Below are 19290 nucleotides of genomic sequence, written 5' to 3' on the forward strand. Positions count from 1 at the left end.
GGGCTTCGCTTCAACAACGAACAATGGCGAAATTGAATTTGCTCGGACCCGCACGAGTGAATCCCTCTCCCTCCGGGAGAGGGTGCCCGAAGGGCGGGAGAGGGTTCGGGCAGAGCGAGATGACGGTGACTTGCGCAAGACGCCAGCAACGCGCTTCGCCCGAACCCTCTCCCCCAGCCCCTCTCCCGGAGGGAGAGGGGAGAAGAGCGCTCGCGAAATATCCCCGACAGCAGTGGCTCAGCGCGCGCCGACCACCACCGGCTCCGGCTCCAGCCGCACGCCGAACTTCGCCGCCACGGTGGCGATCACGTGTTGCGCGAAGGCCCACAGCTCGCCGCCGCTGGCGTGGCCGTGGTTCACCAGCACCAAGGCATGGCGGTTGGAGATGCCGGCGTCGCCGTCGCGGCTGCCCTTGAGGCCGGCGGCCTCGATCAGCCACGCGGCGGAGAGCTTGCTGCGGCCATCGGCTTGCGGCCACGCCGGCAGTTCCGGGTGGTCGCGCTTGAGCGCTTCGGCCTGTGCCGCGCCGACCACCGGATTCTTGAAGAAGCTGCCGGCGTTGCCGATCACCGCGGGGTCGGGCAGCTTGCGCGTGCGCAGGTGCACCACGGCTTCGGCGACGTGGAACGGCGCGGGCCGGGCCACGCCCATGCGCGCCAGCTCCTCGCGGATGCCCGCGTAGTCGAGCCGCAGTTCGCGCGAGCGGGGCAGGGCGAAGCGCACGGCGGTGACGATGTAGCGGCCGGGCTCGTGCTTGAACAGCGAGTCGCGGTAGCCGAACGCGCAGCTGGCGCGGTCGAGCTGGGCGACGCGGCGCTCGCGGGTGTCCCAGGCTTCCACGCTTTCGATGAACTCGGCCACTTCGGTGCCGTAGGCGCCAATGTTCTGGATCGGCGCGGCGCCCACCGTGCCGGGAATCAGGATCAGGTTTTCCAGGCCGGCGTAGCCCTGGCCCAGCGACCAGCGCACGAAGTCGTCCCAGCGTTCGCCGGCGGCCACCGCGATGCGTGCGGTGTCGCCATCTTGTTCCACCTGCACGCCGCGGGTTTCCATCGCCAGCACGGTGCCGTCGAAGTCGCCGGCGAGCAGCAGGTTGCTGCCTTCGCCCAGCACCAGCAGCGGCGCGCTGCGCACGGCTGGGAAATCCAGCAGCTCGGGCAGCTTGCTGGCGTCGCGCAGTTCGGCCAGCAGCTTCGCCCGAGCGTTCACGCGCAGCGTGTTGCGGCTGGCGAGCGGGGCGTTTTCGGTGAGCGTGTAGCCGCCCATGTCGATGCGCTCAGCCGGCATGCCGGTTTTCCTGTTGGCGGCGGATCTCGTCCACGCATTCGGCGATCAGGCGCGGGCCGCGGTAGATCAGCCCGGAATAGATCTGCACCAGGTTGGCGCCGGCAGCCAGTTTTTCCGCCGCGTCATCGCCGCCGAGGATGCCGCCCACGCCCACGATCGGCATGTGTTCGCCCAGGCGCTGGCGCATGCCGCGCAGTACATCGGTGGCGAGCGCGAGCAGCGGCTTGCCGGACAGCCCGCCGGTCTCGTGGCCGTTCGGGTCGTTCGCGACCAGGGCGCGGTCGACGGTGGTGTTGGTGCAGATCACGCCGTCGATGCCGCTGGCCAGCAAGGCTTCGGCGACACCGTCCTGTTCGTGTTCGGAGAGATCGGGTGCGATCTTCAACAACATCGGCTTGCGCGCGCCGCTCTGCGAGCCGAGTTGTTCCTGCCGCTCGCGCAGCGTGTCGATGAAGCGGCGCAGCGTGGCTTCTTCCTGCAGGTCGCGCAGGCCTTGCGTGTTCGGCGACGAGATGTTCACCGTGATATAGCTGGCGCGGGCGTACACGCGGTCGAGGCACAGCAGGTAGTCGTCCACCGCCTGCTCGTTCGGCGTGTCCTTGTTTTTGCCGATGTTGATACCGAGCACGCCGCGGTAACTCGACTGCTCCACGTTGCGCACCAGCGCATCGACGCCGGCGTTGTTGAAGCCCATGCGATTGATGATGGCTTCGTGCTGCGGCAGCCGGAACAGCCGCGGCTTGGGATTGCCGGCCTGCGGCCGCGGCGTCACCGTGCCCACCTCGACGAAGCCGAAGCCCAGCGCCCCCAGCGCGTCGAGATGGTCGGCATTCTTGTCCAGGCCGGCGGCGAGGCCGACGGGGTTGGGAAAGCGTATGCCGAAGGCTTCCATCGGCAGTTCGCCGGCGGGCTTGGCGACGAAGCGCATCAACTCGCTGCGATGGGCCACGTCCAGGCCATACAAGGTGAGGCCGTGCGCGGTTTCGGCATCCAGTGCGAACAGCAGCGGGCGGAGCAGGTCGTACATATTCAATCCAGGGAGCCGACGATGATGCGCGTGTCGTAGTCGAAGCTGATGCGGCCATTTCGCTGGCAGCGGTCGAACAGCTCGCGCAAGGCGGCGAGCATGGGTCCGTGCTGCGAATGACCGGGTTTCGGTGCGTAGGAAGAGGACATCAGACGCCCGCGCAGGCCGTCGAAATCCAGCAACTGCTTGTGTTCGAAGCGTGCCGTGCCGCGCCAGCCGGCACCGAACCACGCGCGCATGCTGTCGTCGTCCGCATAGCGCTCGGCCACGCTGGTGTAGTCGGTGCCGTAGCGCAGCAGCAGCGCCTCGTAGCCTTCGAGGAAGGGCGTGCCGGTGAGTCGGCGCGAATTCCAGAAGATCGCGGCAAGGCCGCCGGGGCGCAGGATGCGCGCGAACTCGCGCCGCGTGCTGGCCGGGTCGAACCAGTGGAAAGCCTGCGCCACCGTGACCAGGTCGACGCTGGCGTCGGGCAGCGTGGTGGCATCGGAGGTGCCATCGATGGCGCGGAAGCGCGGGTTGCCGCCCAGCCAGGCGACGGCGGCCTCGCGCATCGCCGCGTTCGGTTCCACCGCGGTCACCTCGTGGCCGGCGTCGAGGAACAGCTGGCAGGAGATACCGGTGCCGGCGCCCACGTCGGCCACCTTCCATGCAGGCGCAACGCCTTGCTCGCGATGCAACCAGTCGAGCATCGCGACGGGGTAGTCGGGGCGATAGCGCACGTAGTCGGCAACGCGGTCGCTGAAGCGTTCGGTGCTGTGCAGCTTGTTCATGGCGTCACCCCGAAAGCCCCTGGCCGCCATCCACGCACAGTGTCTGGCCGGTGATCCAGCCGGCGTAGGGCGAAGCGAGGAACAGCGCGGGGTGGGCGATCTCCTCCGGCGTGCCGTAGCGGCCGAACGGGATCTTCGCCAGCGTGGCGGCGTACAGCCCGGGTTCGTCGCGCTTGCGCCTGTCCCACAAGCCGTCGGCAAATTCGATGGAGCCGGGCGCGATCGCGTTGACGCGGATGCGCTGGCCGGCGAGCTGCAGGGCTTGCGAGGTGGTGTAGTGGCTGAGGGCGGCCTTCATCGCGGCGTAGGCGGAGCCGTTGCGGCGCGGATGAAAGGCAGCGATCGAGCTGGTGTGCAGGATGCAGGCGTGCGGCGAGGCCTGCAGATGCGGCAGCGCGCAGCGCGAGGCGCGAACCGCGGCCATCAGGTCGATGTTGAAATTCGCCAGCCAGGCCGCGTCGTCTTCGCTGAAGCCGTAGCCCGAGGCGTTGTTCACCAGTACGTCGATGCCGCCCAGCGCATCGGCGGCGTCGTCGATGTAGGCGGCGATGGAGGCATCGTCGCCAAGATCGCAGCTGGCGGAGTGCGTCGGGTGGCCGAAGCCGGCGATGTCGTCATGGGCGGCTTTCAACGCCGCGGCGCCGCGCGCGCAGACCGACACCGACGCGCCGGCCTGGGCGAAACCCAGCGCGATGCTGCGGCCGATGCCCTTGCTGCCGCCGGCAACGACGATGCGCCAGCCGCGGAAATCGAACGCTCCGGGCGCATCCGGCACGGTCAGTGCCATGCGTGGAGGCTGAGGCCGAGGAAGACGAAGCCGATGGCTACGATGATGAAGAGTACGCCGAACGCCAGTTGCAGATAGCCCAGCACCAGGCCGGCGACAGCCATGCCGTCGCCCTCCATGCTGCCCGGTGGCGCGCGGCGGATTTCGCCGCGGGCGAGATGGCCGCAGACCACGGCGATGATCGCCCCCAGCACCGGGAACATGCACCAGGCCGAGATGCCGGACACCAGGCTGACCACGGCCAGCGCATTGGTGCTGCGGCTTGCAGGAGGCTGATAGCTCATGGCGTACGTCCCTTGCGAGGTGCGGGTCGGCGTCGCAGCGCCCCGGTGCCGGGGCGCTGCAGGGGTACTGCGTTACAGGTCGAACTTGATGCCCTGCGCCAGCGGCAGCGAATCGGAGTAGTTGATGGTGTTGGTCTGGCGGCGCATGTAGGCCTGCCACGCCGTCGAACCCGACTCGCGGCCGCCACCGGTTTCCTTCTCGCCACCGAACGCGCCGCCGATCTCCGCGCCCGAGGTGCCGATGTTGACGTTGGCGATGCCGCAGTCGCTGCCGGCAGCGGACAGGAAGGCTTCCGCGCGCTTCAGGTTGGTGGTGAAGATCGAGGACGACAGGCCTTGCGGCACCGCGTTCTGCATGTCGATGGCGTCTGCGATGTCGCGGTACTTCATCACGTACAGGATCGGCGCGAAGGTCTCGTGCTGCACGATCTCGGCGTCGTTGGTGAGGCCGGTGACGATGGCCGGCAACACGAAGTTGCCGGGGCGCTCGATCGCGGCGCCGCCGCTTTCCACCTTGCCGCCCGCGGCCTTGGCCTTGGCGATGGCGTCGAGATAGGCGGCCACGCCTTCCTTGCTGTTGAGCGGGCCCATCAGGTTGGCTGGGTCGGTGGGATCGCCGATCTTGCCCTCCACCTGCTTGTACGCGGTGATCAGCTTGGCCAGCACCTCGTCGTACACCGACTCCTGCACGATCAGGCGGCGCGTGGTGGTGCAGCGCTGGCCGGCGGTGCCGACCGCGCCGAACACGATGGCCGGGATTGCCAGCTTAAGATCGGCGGTCTCGTCCACGATGATGCAGTTGTTGCCGCCGAGCTCCAGCAGCGAACGGCCCATGCGCTGCGCCACGCGCTCGCCGACCTGGCGGCCCACCTTGGTGCTGCCGGTGAACGAGATCAACCCGATGCGCTTGTCGTCCACGAACTGCTGCGCCAGCGCGCTGCCGGCGTCGTTGAACAAGAAGAACAGGTCGGGGAAGTCGGCCTTGTTCAGCGCCTCGTTGCAGATCTTCATCGAGGCGATGGCGGACAGCGGGGTCTTGGGCGAGGGCTTCCAGATGCTGATGTCGCCGCAGATCGCCGCGATGAAGCTGTTCCACGCCCACACCGCGACCGGGAAGTTGAACGCGCTGATGATGCCGACCAGGCCGATCGGGTGCCACTGCTCGTACATGCGGTGGCCGGGGCGCTCGCTGTGCATGGTCAGGCCGTACAGCTGGCGCGACAGACCCACGGCGAAATCGCCGATGTCGATCATCTCCTGCACTTCGCCGTCGCCTTCCGGCTTGGACTTGCCCATCTCCAGCGCCACCAGCGAGCCCAGCGCATCCTTGTGCGTGCGCAGCGCGTCGGCGCACAGGCGGATCGCCTCGCCGCGGCGCGGCGCCGGCGTGGTGCGCCACACTTTGAAGGCGGCCTGGGCGCGCTCGACGATGGCGTCGTAGTCGGCCTGCGAGGAAGCGTTCACGCGGCCCAGCACCTCGCCGGTGGTCGGGTTCACCGGCTCCAGCACGCCGGCGTCGCTGGTCTTCGACCATTCGCCGTTGCCGAGGTAGGTACCAGAATTCGTCTCGGCCAGGCCGAGCGCGGAGAGGATGCTGTGGGACATGCGGACTCCAGTGCCGGACGCGCGTAGGCGCCCCGTTTCAAAAGGGGGATTCTAGCAGGGGAGGCCGTGTCCCCGGTTTGCAGCGGGCGGCGATCTATGCCGGGGCGGCCGTCCGCGCCCATAGGGTGGCCGGGGTGCGCAGGCGTCCGCGGCGCCCGGTGCTTCAGGGGGCATGTGGCGGGGACGAGGGCGGCGTTCCTGCTGCGGGCACAGGGCCGGGCTCCGGAAGTCGGGTCGGGCCGCCGTCGTTCGCTCAGTCGTCGTCCTCGACCGGTGCGGACTTGCCCGGCTTCAGTCGTCCCGACTTGCGCAGCGCGTCGCGCAGCACGTATTCGATCTGGGCATTGAGGCTGCGCAGCTCGTCATCCGACCAGCGCTGCATCGCCTCCAGGACAGCAGCGCTGATACGCAGTGGATAGGCTTTCTTTTCGCCAGCCATGCTGCCGTCAGTTGTACAGCGTGCCGGTGTTGAGCACGGGCTGGGTGCCGCGCTCGCCACACAACACCACCAGCAGGTTGCTGACCATCGCGGCCTTGCGCTCCTCGTCCAGTTCCACCACGCCTTGCTTGCGCAGCTCCTCCAACGCCATGCCGACCATGCCTACCGCACCTTCCACGATGCGTGTGCGGGCGGCGACGATGGCGCTGGCCTGCTGCCGTTGCAGCATGGCCTGGGCGATTTCCTGCGCATAGGCGAGATGGCTGATGCGCGCCTCGGTGACCTCGACACCGGCCTTGCCCAGCCGGGCCTGGATCTCGTCGCGCAAGTGCGTGTTGATATCGTCGCCGTGGCTGCGCAGCGAGGGCTGACCGCTGTCGTGGGCATCGTAGGGATAGCTCTGCGCCATCTGCCGCAGCGCCGACTCGCTTTGGATGTGCACGTAGTTCTCGTAGTCGTCCACGCAGAACACCGCCTCGGCGGTGTCCACCACCTGCCACACCACCACTGCGGCGATCTCGATCGGATTGCCGTCGCTGTCGTTGACCTTCAGCTTACTGCTTTCGAAATTGCGCACGCGCAGCGAAATCATGCGCTTGGCATAGAACGGATTGGTCCAGCGCAGGCCTTCCTCGCGGACGGTGCCGGTGTACTTGCCGAACAGCTGCATCACCTGTCCGGTGTTGGGCGCGACCTGGAAGAAACCCTTGAGCAGAAAGACGTCGAGCACCCCCAGCAGGACGCCGAGCACTGCGTACGGACTGCGGGAGAGCAGCAGGATGAGGCCGGCGATGGCCACCAGCACACAGAGTCCGACAACCGGAATGCCGGCGACCGAAGAACCCTTGCGTTCGTTCATGGGTGATCCTCCTTAGGCTGCGGCTAGTAGATATCAAAATGATATCTACTTCAAGAGGGCGCGCAGGGACGCGGCGGCGGGGCGCGCTCGGACGATCACGGTTCCAGCGCTGCCGTGGCGATCGGCAATCTTGCTATGCTTGTCGGCTATGGCCCCGTAGCTCAGCTGGATAGAGCATCCCCCTCCTAAGGGGAAGGTCGCGCGTTCGAATCGCGCCGGGGTCACCAGATGCGCAAAGGCCGGCGAAAGCCGGCCTTTGGCGTTGGTGTTTCGAGGCTGCCATTGACGTCAGAGTTGGTTAGTGAGCGTCGCGCTACATGGGCGAAGTCTGTCGATAGGGCGACCAGCGCACATGTCGATCAATTTGTTGGATTGTGCCTAGAGGCCTCGTATAGGCGCTGACTTCTGCCGTTAAATACTTCCGAAGACGGCAGTTTCAAGTTCAGAGTATGTTCGGGTGTTCGGCTTGACCAGCGGGGCTAGAGTAATTCGTGCGAAGTCAGTTGCGTTATTCCCACACTGCGTCAACTGAAGGCGTCTCTTGCATTCGTTATACATTTGACCAGCTATAGCCTTGATGTCGTCGACAGGTTTTCCTAGTTGCGGGAGTTGATCGATCAGCCGTTTCTTCTCGGCGACAAGGGCCGGGGTCTCCGATGCGCGCCCGGAAGCTGCTGCGAGTTCGGAAAGAATTTCGTCATCCCAGAGGTAGCTCTCAAGATCTCGTCTAGCTAAGACGCGTGTTCCAGAGGCATTGAGTTCAGTTATCTCCGCAGCACTTCTGTCATCGCGATCGAACACCTTCCATGTACGTATACTTGGAAGCATTTGTGTCAGGACGGTGCTAAGTAATAGAGCATCCCTATCTAACTCACTTGTTCCGCCAAGTGGAACAAATTCGGTATCAGGGTGAAGAGCTCCAAAGATAGTGCGGTATACCGCGGCGTCAAAGGTTGATGTACTTCGGCTACCACCAGATTCCCGCCGGCCTTCACAGAAGACGATCTGCTTTGGCGATACAAGTTCTGAAAGATCGTCCAGCGCCACGGCAAACATCTTCTTCCAGAAAGTTCTGTCGATCACTGCTGGCTTCATCACAGTTGGCTGGTCGAAATCGAATGCTCCGAAGTCGAGAAAAACCACTTCATCGGGATTCGCGCGGTGCAATTCCATTGCGCGTCGCATCATGCCGATGGAGTGCGTGGAGAGCCAAAGTTGGCAGTGGGTCGGTATCTGTCGCAAAAGCTCATCGAGCAATTGACTTTGTAAGCGTGTGTGCATATGCAATTCAGGTTCATCGATGCAGAAGATTGAGTCATCGAAAACTTCTGTCTTCACTATGAAGTCCAAGAGAAGATCAAACGCGGCCTTCTCTCCGCCAGATAAATTCTTGTAGTGGTAACCCGTGCTTGCGCCCTTGGAAAAGAAAAAAGATCCGTCTTGCATAGGTCTGCCTGGCCCGTCCAAGCTGAGGTCATCGAACACGCGGCCGATCCCTTCTCTTATACGGCCGATAAGCCGGTCCACAATCTGGCCAGCTGTTGTGCTCTGGTTCGAGGGATTAAATAGGGCTTCTACGCTCGCTGACACTATGCGCTGGTAATTGTCAGAGACGCGAGCCTCGCCAATTATCAACTTCGGAGGCCTGCGACTGTCGAGGAGCATATCATCGGCTCGGTTCAACTGATTTACTGTGAAGTCAGGCTCGTGCCGATATGCAGATCTAATGTAGAACGACTTAATGGATTGTTGCGAATGAGCTTGAGGGTTGATTTGTTGCGTGTCGTGAAATTGCAGATCAATTTTCTGCAACATCTGAGACCAATCCGTGACGACGGGGCGCCCTGCCTTGGCATGGTATAGGGCGTCAAAATTGTTGTACTGCTGCCTCGCAATGGAGACCCAGTAGTTGAATGCTTCGAACAGCGAAGTTTTTCCAGCGCCATTTGGTCCGACAAGTACCACCAGCTTAGCTTTGGCCGGCACGTTTGTGATTGTTAGATCCGTAAAGCGTTTGAAATCTTGAATGTGTGCAGATGCCAGTTTCATTGTGGGTTTTCCTTCCGCCACGTCAATATGACACATCTGCGCCATTTGGTGGTTGATTCAAGTTGCGCCTCAAAATGATCCAGGTTAAATGGATTCCACGACTATGTTCAACGTGCCTGCTTCAGCATCCCAGTGAGCCGATCAAGCTGCGCCCGATACCCATCCAGCACCTTGGCCGTGATCACGGCATACCGATCCGCCTCATCCCACCGCCGCGCCTCCAGCGCCTCGCGGACACCCGGCACGGTCTTCACGCCATAACCCGTGAGCATCCCGGGCGCATAGATCATGTGCCGGAACCAGGTGCGGTCAGGCAGGCCGTCGGGGCTGGCGAGTGACTGTTCCATGCGGCCCATCAGCGCGTTCAATGTGCTGCGCTGGGCGTCGCTGAGGTCGAGTCCGCTGGCGGCGCGGGCGTGGTAGGCGGTTTCGTACGCTTGCGCGCTCTGCTTCAGCTTTTGCGCGGCATGGTCCAGCGGTGCGAGGTCGATCGCCGGCACGTCGGAGTCACGCGCGGGCGGCGCCAGCGGGCGGGTAGGGTCGTTGACCAGCGCGTAGGCGTGCAGGTCGAGCAGGTGGTGCTGTTCCTCGGTGGCCTTGCGGGTGTCGGCGACCAGTTCGTGCAGCTGCTTCATGTAGCGGTCCAGCGTGTCGCTGAAGTCGCCGAAGCGCAGCGGCAGCACGCTGGCATCGGCGGTGCGCAGCACGATGTGGCCGGCGACCTTGGACAGTGCCACGCCGTATTCGAAGCTGGGGTCGCCGAAGCGCACGTAGTGGTCGAACGAGTCGTAGCGCGAGTGGTACACGCCGCCGTTGTCGTCCTCGCCGCCGAAACCGAGATCCAGCGAGGCGATACCCAGGTGTTCGAGGAAGGCGCTGTAGTCGGAGCCCGAGCCCAATGCGTCGATCGGCAGGTCGCCGCCGGCGGCGGCCAGTCTGGCGTTTTCCTTGGCCTCCGGGTCCACGCCCTTGGCCGCACCGTCCACCAGCATGTGGGCGCGCCGGCGCTCGCGCACGCTGACGTGGGTCTCCGGATCGGCGACACCGGCGGCGACCTGGTTTACCAGGTGCTGCAGCGAATGGCTGCCGCCGGCGCCGAGGAAGCCGCGGCCGTTGGTGTCGGAGTTGACGTAGAGCACGGCCTTGGCCTGCAGTTCCTGCGCGTGCGTTTCGGCCCATTCGGTTGAGCCGAGCAAGCCGGGCTCTTCGCCGTCCCAGCTGGCGTAGACCAGGGTGCGCTGCGGCCGCCAGCCCTGCTTGTACAGGGCGCCGATCGCCTTGGCCTCGGCCATCAGCGCCACGTTGCCGGCGAGCGGGTCCCAGGCGCCGAACACCCAGCCGTCGTGGTGGTTGCCGCGGACGATCCACTGGTCTGGTTCGGTGGTGCCCTTGAGCGTGGCGATCACGTCGTAGACCGGCTTGCGGTCCCAGTTTGACTCGACGACCAGGTGCGCCTTCGCGGTGCCCGGGCCGACGTGGTAGCTGAGGGGCAGGGCGCCGCGCCAATCGGCGGGAGCCACCGGGCCGCCCAGCGAGGCGAGCAGCGGCGTGGCGTCGGCGTAGGAGATCGGCAGCACCGGGATCTTCATCAGCGTCTTCGCGTCTTTCAACGCGAGGTGCTTCGCGCCGGGGACCGAGCCGTAGCCGGGCGTGGTGGGATCGCCGGGGTAGACCTGCATGTCGGCCACCGAGCCGCGCTGCACGCCGTCGGCGGGGCGCCAGCCGCCGTCCGGATACGCGTCGCCGCGGTAGTAGCCGTCATCGCGCGGATCGGAGTAGATCAGGCAGCCCACCGCGCCGTGTTCCTGCGCGAGCTTCGGCTTCAGGCCGCGCCAGCCGCCACCGTAGCGCACGATCACGATCTTGCCCTTCACGGCTATGCCGCGCCGGGCCAGCGCCTTGTAGTCGTCCGGCATGCCGTAGTTGACGTAGACCAGCGGCGCGGTGACGTCGCCGTCGGCGCCGTAGACGTTGTAAGGCGGCAGCGTGCCTTCGCGGATCGAGGAGGTGGCGTCGCCGGGCAGCGGCGGCTCGCTGAGCTTCGCGGTGAACGGCTTGGGCCCGAGCAGCGACAGCGCCACTTTCTTCGGCGTGGGGTAGAGCACGTCGAAGGTCTCGATGTGCGCATCCCAGCCCCATTCGCGGAATTTCGCCAGCATGAACTCGGCGTTCGCCTTGTCGTGCGGCGCGCCCACCTGGTTCGGCTGCGAGGACATCTGCTTCAGCCATGCGCGCTGGTCGGCGGGATCGAGCAAGGCGTCGAAGCGCTGTTCCAGGCTTTGCTGCTGCGTGGCGCCGTCGGCGGTGAAACCGAGCATGCCGCCAGCGGGTGACAACGGGTCGGCTGGCAGGGCGGCAGCGCCGGTGAAGCTGAGCAGCAAGCAGGCCAGGGCCAGTGCCGGGCGGACGGTCGGGTGGATCATGCAGGGACTCTCCTTCGCGACGTGTAGCGTGGCGGCCGGTCAGCCGCTGCCATAGCGCCGCAGTACGCCGGGTTGGCAGGCTTGCGTCAACTAGTGCTGCCCCGGGCGCTTAGCGGCCGGGTCGCCGTTGCCACCCTTCGCCGGCACGGTGATGTTCCGGTGGTAGAGCGGATCGCCGTTCTCGGCGCTGAAGCGCAGGCGGTACTTGCCGGGGCGCAGGTAGAGATCGGAGCCTGGCACGCCTTGCACGTTGGCCGTCACCAGCATGTCGAGCGTGCCGACCAGCGGAGCCCGGTCCAGCACCATGCGGTCGGCCGGGATCGCGTCGTCGCTTTCGTCGGCGTAGCGCGCCTCGACCAGGCAGGGGAAGTGCTGCTGGCAGCGCGAGCCGTCGACGAACGTGGGGCGGCGCAAACCGCCCAGGCCCAGCCAGTCGGGCCGGCCGTGCACCGGGCGGATAGCCGGGAAGAATACGCTGACGTCATAGCCCGGGTGCAATGACCAGGGCTTGTCTGCGGTGCTGGTGAACACGATCGGCACGTCAGGATGCAGCTGTTCCATCACGGCAGCGTAGATCGGGTGGTCGTCGCTGGCGAGTGCGTGCGGATAAAGCATGGTCTGCTCGACCGACAGCATCGGCAGGCCGGTAAGCTTGTACAAGTGTTCGGCCATCGAGGAGCCCTCGAGGTAACGGCCGGACTTCACGATGTGCCCGTAACCGGCATCGACCACCAGTCGTGCCTTGGGATCGCGCTTGAACACGGCCTCGTAGAGGTTGCGCGCCTGCTCGGCCTCGCGCGCGTCGCCGGTGGCGTTGGGGCCGGCCTCGTAGGCGACCACCTTGAAACCCAGCTTCAAGGCGGTGCGGACCATCTCGGCGCATACCGGCTCCTCGGTATAGAAGCCGCTTTTGTCGACGGGGTAGCCGCGCGTCTGCAGGCCGGTGTCGGTCTGGTACAGCGTCTCGGCGGCGAAGTAGTCGAAACCCTCCTCGCGCAACCGGCCCAGCAACTGCACGGTGAGGCTGCGGGTGAGCGCCACGTTGTGGGCCTCGTTGAGCAGCACGATGGGGTAGGGCTTCGCCAGCTGCGGGATCGTCGCCAGCGCCGGATGGGCGTGGTAGTCGGACAGGTTCAGTGGCGAGGGGCTGTCATCCTGTTCGGGCACCTGCTTGATGGAGAAGCTGGCCGCTGCGTCCGGATAGTCGCCGATGAAACTCTGGTACCAGCTGACGTACTGGCTGAAGATCAGCCGGAATGCCGGTGACTTGTCCTCGTTGAAGGCGTTGCGCATCACCTGGTATTGCGCGAGTGGTCCCTGGCGCCGGTTTGCCGCAGCCATGATCCGTTCGGACTTGCTGGCCGCGGCGAGCTGCGGCGCCTGCCACTGTTCCGCTGTCTGGGCCGGTGCCTGGGCCGGCGTCTGGGCGGAGGCGGCACGCGGCGCGCACGCCAGCGACGCGCAGACGAACAGGACTAGCAGGCGACGGTGAGGGAACATCGGCTACCTCGGGGAGGGACAGCCCCGCCGCCTGCCGTTTTACCAGCCTGGCCGGAGGCTGTCCCGTGGCGGCCTCCGGAATGGGTCACGGGTCGTGGGCAAGTGTCATTGCAGGCCTTGCCACACCGCCTTGAGCAGTTCGTCGTCGGGATCGCTGGCCTGTTCCCAGTACATCAGGCCGCCGAGGTGCTGCGCCTTGACGTAGGCGCCCTTGGCGGCGATGGACTGCGGATCGTCGTAGGTGACGAAGCGGTGCGTCTGCTCATTCCACAGGTAGGGCGCTTCGGCTTTTGCGTCCCAGTAGCGCACGTAGCCGTTGTGGCCGATGAGGTTGGCCTTGAGCTCGGGCCAGTCGTGGCCGCCCTGGTAGTGGCCGAATTTCTGGAACATGCCGTGGTGGGCCGGGTCTACGTCGGCGAATTCGCGGCCGTAGAACGCCACGCCCGGCACCAGCTTGCGCGGCGGCACGCCGGCAGCGAGGAATTGCCGCACCGCGCGCGACAACGTGCGCGCATCGGCCGGCGCCAGCTCCGACGCGTGCAGGCCGGTGTGGTTGCAGGTGGTCGGCGTCATCACGTTGCAGAAGTCGTAGGTCATCAGGTTGAACCAGTCCAGCGACGGCGCCACCGCAGCGATGTCGATGCCGTCCACGAACGGGCCGTCGGCGGCGGCGATGCTCAGCAGGTAATGCTTGCCGTTGTTCTTGCCGGCACGATCCAACGTAGTGCGCAGCGCCTTCATCAAGGCGGTGAAATTCGCGCGGTCCTGCGGGCTGGAGGCGATGCCGGACTCGTGATGGCCGGGATATTCCCAGTCCACATCGAGGCCGTCGGCGTGCGTTTCGACGAGCAGCGCAGCAGCGCTGTCGGCAAAGCGCTGCCGGCCGGCCGCGGTGGACGCCGCCTCGGAGAAGCCGCCCACGCTCCAGCCACCCACCGACACCGTCACCTTCAGCCCGGGATGCGCGGCCTTCAGCGCGATCCGCTGCTGCAACCGCTCGCGGGCGGCGGGGACCAGCGTGACGCGGCCGTCGGCCACCCCCGCGAACGCGAAGATCAAGGTGTCGATGCGATCCACGTCTTCGGCGGGGATGGGGTGTTGCACGGTGTCGTAGGCCACCACGCGATAATGCGCAGGCTGCGCGGCGAGTGCGCAGGTGGGCAGGGTCAGCGTGGCCAGCAGTGCGAGCAGGCAGCGGATACGGCGCGACGTCATCAGGGGAGCTTCCGCAAGGGGGAACCCCGATCATCGCAGCGCATGGGCCGCGAGGCCAGCGCGGGGCGATACACTGCGCGGGCTGTTTCCGACCGGAACCCCTGCACGTGAGTCCTGCCGACACGTCCGTCGATTTCCCGGACGACCCGCGGCCCCAGCCGCCCCCCGAGCCCGATCCCGGCGAATGCTGCGGCAATGGCTGCGATCCCTGCATCTACGACCTCCACGGAGAGGCGATGGAGCGCTACCGGGCCGCGCTGGCCGCGTGGCGGGCGCGGCATCCCGGAGCCTGAATCCGCGGCGGCGGATTGGCAACGGCCGCCGGTGCCCCCAGATCAGGGCGCATCGTGTTACCGGATGCCACCATGATTCCCTTTTCCGTCCTCGACCTCGCGCCGATCACCGAAGGCAGCGACGCCTCGCAGGCGTTCCGCAACACTCTGGACCTGGCGCAACGCGCCGAGCAGCTGGGTTACGCACGCTACTGGCTGGCCGAGCACCACAACATGCCCGGTATCGCCAGCGCGGCGACGGCGGTGCTGATCGGTCACGTGGCCGCCGGCACCGCGACCATCCGCGTGGGCGCGGGCGGCATCATGCTGCCGAACCACGCGCCACTGCAGGTGGCCGAGGCGTTCGGCACGCTGGCCTCCTTGCATCCGGGGCGGATCGACCTGGGGCTTGGCCGCGCGCCCGGCACCGACCAGCCCACCGCGCGGGCGTTGCGCCGCTACTACGACAGCGCCGATGCGTTTCCGCAGGACGTGGCGGAACTGCTCGCTTATTTCGAACCGGCGGAGCCGGGGCAGGCGGTGCGTGCGGTGCCCGGTGCGGGCAGCGACGTGCCAGTGTGGCTGCTCGGCTCCAGTTTGTTCGGCGCTCAGCTGGCTGCGCAGCTGGGCCTGCCGTACGCCTTCGCCTCGCACTTCGCGCCCGACGCGATGGACGAGGCGCTGGCGCTGTATCGCCGCGACTTCCGGCCATCGGCGCGACTGGCGAGGCCTTACGCGATGCTCGGCCTCAACGTGGTGGCGGCCGGCAGCGACGCCGAGGCGCGGCGGCTGTTCACTACCCAGCAGCAGAGCTTCATCAATCTGCGCCGCGGCCGGCCGGGGTTGATCCCGCCGCCGATCGACGACATCGAGTCGTATTGGACGCCGCCGGAAAAACTGATGGTAGAGCGGTCACTGGCGTGTGCCGTGGTGGGGGACGCCACTACCGTGAAGCAAGGCATCACGGAGTTCATCGCACGCCATCGGCCGGATGAGCTGATGATCACCAGCAATGTGTTCGACCACGCGCTGCGGCGACGTTCGTATGAACTGGTGGCCGCCGCGCGCGCCTAACCCGCGCCCCTCTCCCGCTTGCGGGAGGGGGCTTTTGCTCCTGCGCGCAGGAGCAACGGTCGAAGCTGGGTGCCGCGCGACTTGAGGCGGTGCGTTTGCGGCTTACTACTGCCCCACGCCCACCAGCTTCACGTCGAACACCAGCGAGGCATCGGGCGGGATCACTCCGCCCGCGCCGCGCGCGCCGTAGCCGAGTTCGGCCGGGATCAGCAAGGTGCGCTCGCCGCCCACGCGCATGCCGGCCACACCTTGGTCCCAGCCCTTGATGACCTGGCCCTGGCCCAGCGGGAAGGAGAACGGTTCGCCGCCGTGGTCGTCGGTGCTGTCGAACTTGCTGCCGTGCTTGTCCTTGGCGTGCTCGTCGTACAGCCAGCCGGTGTAGAGCACCTGCACGGTCATGCCCGGCTTCGCCTCGGCGCCGCTGCCGACCTTCGCGTCGACAATGCCTAGCTTGTCCACGTGGCCGCTGCTGGCCGGTGCGGGCGGCGGCGCGCCGTTGTTGCAGGCGGTCAGCGTGGCGAGCGCGAGCGCGGAGGAGGCGAGCAGGGCGAGCGAACGGCGCATGGCGGGTATCCGTATGGGCAAAGCCGCATCATCGCAGATCGTCGCCAGCCCGGATCGCCGTTGCCTCAAGCCGCCGCGGCCTGCACCTGCGGCCATGCGTGCGCCGGATAGTAGAGACGCATCATGCGCGCCACGTAGTCGACCAGGTTGGGGTGGCGTTCGGCGGCCGTGCGCAGCGGCGTGTTGAAGAACGGCGTGAGGATCGCCGCGAGCACGCCGAACGCGGTCGCGTCCACCGCGTGCGGTCGCTCGCCGAACAGGTACGCGCGGTCGCCCAGCAGCGCCGCCAGCGTGTCGATCGAGCGGGTGCCGAGTTCGGCGATCTGTTCGCGGGCGTGCCGGCCCAGGCCGTGCGCATGCAGCTCGTTCTGCTTCGCGGCCTGCATGTCCTCGCGCAGGCGCTCGCGGATCGCCTCGGGCGCGCGGTCGGCGAAATGCGCCGGACCCTTGGCGAAGTTGGCCGCATCGATCCAGCGGAACCACACCATCGCCCAGTACAGGTGATCCTCGACCAGTCGTTCGATGGCCCAGGCCTCGGCGCGCTGGCGCGCATCGAGCCCGGCGTCCAGATCCAGCGCGTGCTTGCGCTCGAGATGGGCGCGGATGAAGCTGGAATCGCACACCACCTCGCCCTGGTCGTCGATGTACGGCAGCTTGCCCTTGGGCGCTTCCGGCGGTATCGCGAACAGCTTGCGGTAGGGCAGGCCGGCCATTTGCAGCTGCACTTCGGTCTTGGTGACGAAGGGGCTGGGATCGGGCAGGCCGAAGGCCGGGGCGCAGCCGTACAAGGTGATTTGCGGTGTGGTCATGGCGGGACTCCTCGTTGGGACGGAGCCGAGTCTGGCCGGGTGCTGCTGACAGCCTGCTGTCAGCAGGCCGCCGCCGTCAGCCTGTCGACTTGTGTGCGTCCAGCAGCGGCTTGATCAGCTCCATCGGTAGCGGGAACACGATGGTGGATGCCTTGCCGCTGTTGGACATATCGGCCATCGTCTGCAGGTAGCGCAGCGACAGGGCCTGCGGCTGTTGCGCGAGCAGGGCGGCGGCATCGCGCAGTTTCTCGGCAGCCTGCAGTTCGCCGTCGGCATGGATCACCTTGGCGCGTCGTTCGCGCTCGGCCTCGGCCTGGCGAGCGATGGCGCGCACCATGGTCTCGTTGAGATCCACGTCCTTGAGCTCGACGTTGGTGACCTTGATGCCCCAGGGGTCGGTGGCCTCGTCGAGGATCTGCTGCAGGCTGTGGTTGATCGAATCGCGCTGCGACAGGATCTCGTCCAGCTCGTGCTGGCCCAGCACCGAGCGCAGCCGGGTCTGCGACAACTGGCTGGTGGCCTGCAGGAAGTTCTCCACCTGCAGCACCGATTTGTCCGGCTCCACCACGCGGAAATACACCACCGCGTTCACGCGCACCGAGACGTTGTCACGCGAGATCACGTCCTGCGGCGGCACATCCATCACGGTCACCCGCAAGTCCACCCGTGTCATGCGCTGCACGATCGGCACCAGGAGCACCAGGCCCGGGCCTTTGATGCCGGTGTAGCGGCCCAGTGTCAGCACCACGCCGCGCTGGTATTCCGGCAGCACCTTGATCGTCAGGAACAGCAGCATGACCACCACGATGACGACGACACCACCAAATCCGATCATGGGAGCTCTCCTTTGTTCGCCTGCAAGGGCGTGACTTGAAGCAGCAGACCGCGCCGCCCGGTGACGCGTACGCGCGCCCCGGCAGGCAGGGCGACTTCGCAGTGCACCTGCCAGCTTTCGCCGCCGATGCGGGCCCAGCTTTCGCCGCCGGCGGACACCGCCTGCAGCAGATTGCCGCTGGCCTGCAGCATCGACGCGTCGCCGACGAAGGGCTTGGCCCGGCGCGCGCGCGACACCAGCCGCAGCAGCATGGCCAACAAGGCGACGGCGCAGAAGGCGAGGCCGGCGATCACGCCAACGTTCACCTCGTAACCCGGCACGCCGCGGTGGAACAGCATGATCGAGCCGATCACGAACGCGATCACGCCGCCGATGCCGACCACGCCCGCAGTGGGTACGAAGGCCTCCGCCAGCAGCAGGCCGATGCCTAGCGCCATCAGGACCAGCCCTGCGTAGTTCACCGGCAGCAGCTGCAGCGCGTACAAGCCCACCAGCAGGCAGATGCTGCCGGTGACGCCGGGCAGGTAGGTGCCGGGGTGGAAGGCTTCCAGGATCAGCCCGTAGATGCCGGCCAGCAGCAACAGATAGGCGATGGTCGGGTTGGTGATGGTGCCGAGCAAGCGTGCCCGCCAGTCCGGCGGGTAATCGCGCACCGGCAGGCCGCGCAGCTTCAGCATCACCGTCCGTTCGCCCAGCCGCACGCCGCGGCCGTCGGCCTGTGCCAGCAGCGAGGCGACATCGGCGGCGACGAAGTCGACCACGTGCTGGCTGGCCGCCTCGCTGGCAGTGAGCGTGGATGCGCCGCGCACCGCCTGTTCGGCCCAGGCCACGTTGCGTCCGTGCAGTTGCGCCAGCGAGCGGATGTAGGCGATCGCGTCGTTGAGCACCTTGCGGGATTCGGCATCGGCGGAGGAGTCGCCGGAGGCGGGCGTGCCGCTGCTCCTGGATGAGGCGGGCTGCATGCCGCCGCTCGGCAGCGGCGAGTCGCCGCCGAGGCTGACCGGGGTCGCCGCGCCCAGGTGGGTGGCCGGCGCCATTGCCGCGACCGGGCAGGCGTACAAGATGTAGGTGCCGGCCGAGGCGGCGCGCGCGCCGGCCGGTGCCACGTAGCCGAGCACCGGCAAGCGCGATGTGAGAATCGCGCTGACGATCCGCCGCATCGATCCGTCGAGGCCGCCGGGCGTATCCACCTGCAGCACGATGGCGGTGGCGCCGTCGGCATTGGCCTGTTGCATCGCAGCATCCACGTATTCCGCTGCGGCCGGGCCGATCGGGCCGTCCAGATCGAGGCGCGCCACGAAGCCGGCGTCGCCGTGCGCGGCCAGCGGCGATCCGGCCGCGAGCGCGAGCAGCGCCAGTGTCAGCGCAGTGGCGGCGCCCAAGACGGTCCACGGTCTGCGCCACATGTACTCGCCTCCCTAAAGGGAATCCCGAAAACCGCCTGCGGGCGATTCGTTGAGTCGACGAGGCCGGCGCCTGCCGGGACTCGTC

At 66.7% G+C, this 19290-nt stretch carries 18 protein-coding genes and 1 tRNA gene; 3 read left to right on the top strand and 16 right to left on the bottom strand.

The genetic code is table 11. The features are described from left to right. Positions 1–237: 237 nt before the first annotated feature. From murB to ISP14_RS10095, 8 genes are all read right to left on the bottom strand, one after another. The gene (murB, locus tag ISP14_RS10060; protein WP_404539181.1) at positions 238–1266 is read right to left on the bottom strand and encodes a UDP-N-acetylmuramate dehydrogenase; all 1029 of its coding nucleotides are present in this window, start codon (positions 1264–1266) and stop codon (positions 238–240) included. Positions 1267–1276: 10 nt separating this feature from the next. Beyond that, entirely contained in the window at positions 1277–2314 is a 1038-nt protein-coding gene (locus ISP14_RS10065) for a quinone-dependent dihydroorotate dehydrogenase (protein WP_404538981.1), read from the bottom strand. Between the two features lie 2 nt (positions 2315–2316). After that, a complete protein-coding gene (locus ISP14_RS10070) occupies positions 2317–3084 on the bottom strand; it encodes a class I SAM-dependent methyltransferase (protein WP_404538985.1) in 768 nt (255 codons plus the stop codon). A gap of 4 nt (positions 3085–3088) precedes the next feature. Next, entirely contained in the window at positions 3089–3871 is a 783-nt protein-coding gene (locus ISP14_RS10075; RefSeq protein ID WP_404538990.1) for an SDR family NAD(P)-dependent oxidoreductase, read from the bottom strand. Further along, positions 3862–4155, bottom strand: coding sequence for a DUF4190 domain-containing protein (locus ISP14_RS10080; RefSeq protein ID WP_404538993.1), 294 nt, complete (start codon positions 4153–4155; stop codon positions 3862–3864). The genes ISP14_RS10075 and ISP14_RS10080 overlap by 10 nt, the downstream gene beginning before the upstream one ends. Before the next feature lie 72 nt (positions 4156–4227). Further along, positions 4228–5760, bottom strand: a complete 1533-nt coding sequence (gene amaB / locus ISP14_RS10085; RefSeq protein ID WP_404538996.1) for an L-piperidine-6-carboxylate dehydrogenase — start codon at positions 5758–5760, stop codon at positions 4228–4230. Positions 5761–6013: 253 nt separating this feature from the next. Beyond that, positions 6014–6199: an Arc family DNA binding domain-containing protein gene (locus tag ISP14_RS10090; protein ID WP_404538999.1), complete on the bottom strand. Its 186-nt coding sequence runs from the start codon at positions 6197–6199 to the stop codon at positions 6014–6016. Positions 6200–6206: 7 nt separating this feature from the next. Next, entirely contained in the window at positions 6207–7058 is an 852-nt protein-coding gene (locus tag ISP14_RS10095; protein WP_404539000.1) for an SPFH domain-containing protein, read from the bottom strand. Positions 7059–7208: 150 nt separating this feature from the next. Between ISP14_RS10095 and ISP14_RS10100 the strand changes: the two genes are divergently transcribed. Continuing rightward, positions 7209–7285, top strand: a tRNA-Arg gene (locus ISP14_RS10100). 184 nt (positions 7286–7469) lie between these two features. Here the strand turns inward: ISP14_RS10100 and ISP14_RS10105 are convergent. The 4 genes from ISP14_RS10105 to ISP14_RS10120 form a co-directional block, all read right to left on the bottom strand. Continuing rightward, positions 7470–9107, bottom strand: a complete 1638-nt coding sequence (locus tag ISP14_RS10105) for an AAA family ATPase (RefSeq protein ID WP_404539003.1) — start codon at positions 9105–9107, stop codon at positions 7470–7472. A 107-nt stretch (positions 9108–9214) separates the two neighbouring features. Next, entirely contained in the window at positions 9215–11530 is a 2316-nt protein-coding gene (locus tag ISP14_RS10110) for a transferrin receptor-like dimerization domain-containing protein (protein WP_404539006.1), read from the bottom strand. Positions 11531–11620: 90 nt separating this feature from the next. After that, positions 11621–13030 carry a hypothetical protein gene (locus tag ISP14_RS10115; RefSeq protein ID WP_404539009.1) on the bottom strand — a complete coding sequence of 470 codons (1410 nt, stop codon included), beginning with the start codon at positions 13028–13030 and terminating at the stop codon, positions 11621–11623. A 105-nt stretch (positions 13031–13135) separates the two neighbouring features. Beyond that, a complete protein-coding gene (locus tag ISP14_RS10120) occupies positions 13136–14245 on the bottom strand; it encodes a glycoside hydrolase family 18 protein (protein ID WP_404539011.1) in 1110 nt (369 codons plus the stop codon). 107 nt (positions 14246–14352) lie between these two features. Between ISP14_RS10120 and ISP14_RS10125 the strand changes: the two genes are divergently transcribed. Continuing rightward, the gene (locus ISP14_RS10125; RefSeq protein ID WP_404539014.1) at positions 14353–14538 is read left to right on the top strand and encodes an oxidoreductase-like domain-containing protein; all 186 of its coding nucleotides are present in this window, start codon (positions 14353–14355) and stop codon (positions 14536–14538) included. Between the two features lie 72 nt (positions 14539–14610). Then, positions 14611–15591 (top strand): LLM class flavin-dependent oxidoreductase, encoded by a 981-nt coding sequence (locus ISP14_RS10130; protein WP_404539017.1) that lies wholly within the window; start codon positions 14611–14613, stop codon positions 15589–15591. A 105-nt stretch (positions 15592–15696) separates the two neighbouring features. Here the strand turns inward: ISP14_RS10130 and ISP14_RS10135 are convergent, their stop codons facing one another. The 4 genes from ISP14_RS10135 to ISP14_RS10150 form a co-directional block, all read right to left on the bottom strand. Further along, on the bottom strand, positions 15697–16155 hold the full coding sequence (locus tag ISP14_RS10135) for an FKBP-type peptidyl-prolyl cis-trans isomerase (RefSeq protein WP_404539020.1): 459 nt from the start codon (positions 16153–16155) through the stop codon (positions 15697–15699). A 65-nt stretch (positions 16156–16220) separates the two neighbouring features. Continuing rightward, positions 16221–16964, bottom strand: coding sequence for a glutathione S-transferase family protein (locus ISP14_RS10140; RefSeq protein ID WP_404539022.1), 744 nt, complete (start codon positions 16962–16964; stop codon positions 16221–16223). A gap of 76 nt (positions 16965–17040) precedes the next feature. Beyond that, entirely contained in the window at positions 17041–17799 is a 759-nt protein-coding gene (locus ISP14_RS10145; RefSeq protein WP_404539024.1) for a slipin family protein, read from the bottom strand. Next, complete coding sequence (locus ISP14_RS10150; protein WP_404539027.1) at positions 17796–19205, bottom strand: NfeD family protein; 1410 nt, start codon at positions 19203–19205, stop codon at positions 17796–17798. Before ISP14_RS10150 ends, ISP14_RS10145 begins: the two co-directional genes overlap by 4 nt. Positions 19206–19290 lie beyond the last annotated feature (85 nt).

Source organism: Dyella agri (genome assembly GCF_044904705.1).
In the GTDB taxonomy this organism is placed as follows: Bacteria; Pseudomonadota; Gammaproteobacteria; order Xanthomonadales; family Rhodanobacteraceae; genus Rhodanobacter_A; species Rhodanobacter_A agri.

What these genes read in the sequence shown, in the direction of transcription:
- murB (WP_404539181.1), bottom strand. Translation starts at nt 1,266, where the DNA reads ATGGGCGGCTACACGCTCACCGAAAACGCCCCGCTCGCCAGCCGCAAC.
- ISP14_RS10065 (WP_404538981.1), bottom strand. Translation starts at nt 2,314, where the DNA reads ATGTACGACCTGCTCCGCCCGCTGCTGTTCGCACTGGATGCCGAAACC.
- ISP14_RS10070 (WP_404538985.1), bottom strand. Translation starts at nt 3,084, where the DNA reads ATGAACAAGCTGCACAGCACCGAACGCTTCAGCGACCGCGTTGCCGAC.
- ISP14_RS10075 (WP_404538990.1), bottom strand. Translation starts at nt 3,871, where the DNA reads ATGGCACTGACCGTGCCGGATGCGCCCGGAGCGTTCGATTTCCGCGGC.
- ISP14_RS10080 (WP_404538993.1), bottom strand. Translation starts at nt 4,155, where the DNA reads ATGAGCTATCAGCCTCCTGCAAGCCGCAGCACCAATGCGCTGGCCGTG.
- amaB (WP_404538996.1), bottom strand. Translation starts at nt 5,760, where the DNA reads ATGTCCCACAGCATCCTCTCCGCGCTCGGCCTGGCCGAGACGAATTCT.
- ISP14_RS10090 (WP_404538999.1), bottom strand. Translation starts at nt 6,199, where the DNA reads ATGGCTGGCGAAAAGAAAGCCTATCCACTGCGTATCAGCGCTGCTGTC.
- ISP14_RS10095 (WP_404539000.1), bottom strand. Translation starts at nt 7,058, where the DNA reads ATGAACGAACGCAAGGGTTCTTCGGTCGCCGGCATTCCGGTTGTCGGA.
- ISP14_RS10105 (WP_404539003.1), bottom strand. Translation starts at nt 9,107, where the DNA reads ATGAAACTGGCATCTGCACACATTCAAGATTTCAAACGCTTTACGGAT.
- ISP14_RS10110 (WP_404539006.1), bottom strand. Translation starts at nt 11,530, where the DNA reads ATGATCCACCCGACCGTCCGCCCGGCACTGGCCCTGGCCTGCTTGCTG.
- ISP14_RS10115 (WP_404539009.1), bottom strand. Translation starts at nt 13,030, where the DNA reads ATGTTCCCTCACCGTCGCCTGCTAGTCCTGTTCGTCTGCGCGTCGCTG.
- ISP14_RS10120 (WP_404539011.1), bottom strand. Translation starts at nt 14,245, where the DNA reads ATGACGTCGCGCCGTATCCGCTGCCTGCTCGCACTGCTGGCCACGCTG.
- ISP14_RS10130 (WP_404539017.1), top strand. Translation starts at nt 14,611, where the DNA reads ATGATTCCCTTTTCCGTCCTCGACCTCGCGCCGATCACCGAAGGCAGC.
- ISP14_RS10135 (WP_404539020.1), bottom strand. Translation starts at nt 16,155, where the DNA reads ATGCGCCGTTCGCTCGCCCTGCTCGCCTCCTCCGCGCTCGCGCTCGCC.
- ISP14_RS10140 (WP_404539022.1), bottom strand. Translation starts at nt 16,964, where the DNA reads ATGACCACACCGCAAATCACCTTGTACGGCTGCGCCCCGGCCTTCGGC.
- ISP14_RS10145 (WP_404539024.1), bottom strand. Translation starts at nt 17,799, where the DNA reads ATGATCGGATTTGGTGGTGTCGTCGTCATCGTGGTGGTCATGCTGCTG.
- ISP14_RS10150 (WP_404539027.1), bottom strand. Translation starts at nt 19,205, where the DNA reads ATGTGGCGCAGACCGTGGACCGTCTTGGGCGCCGCCACTGCGCTGACA.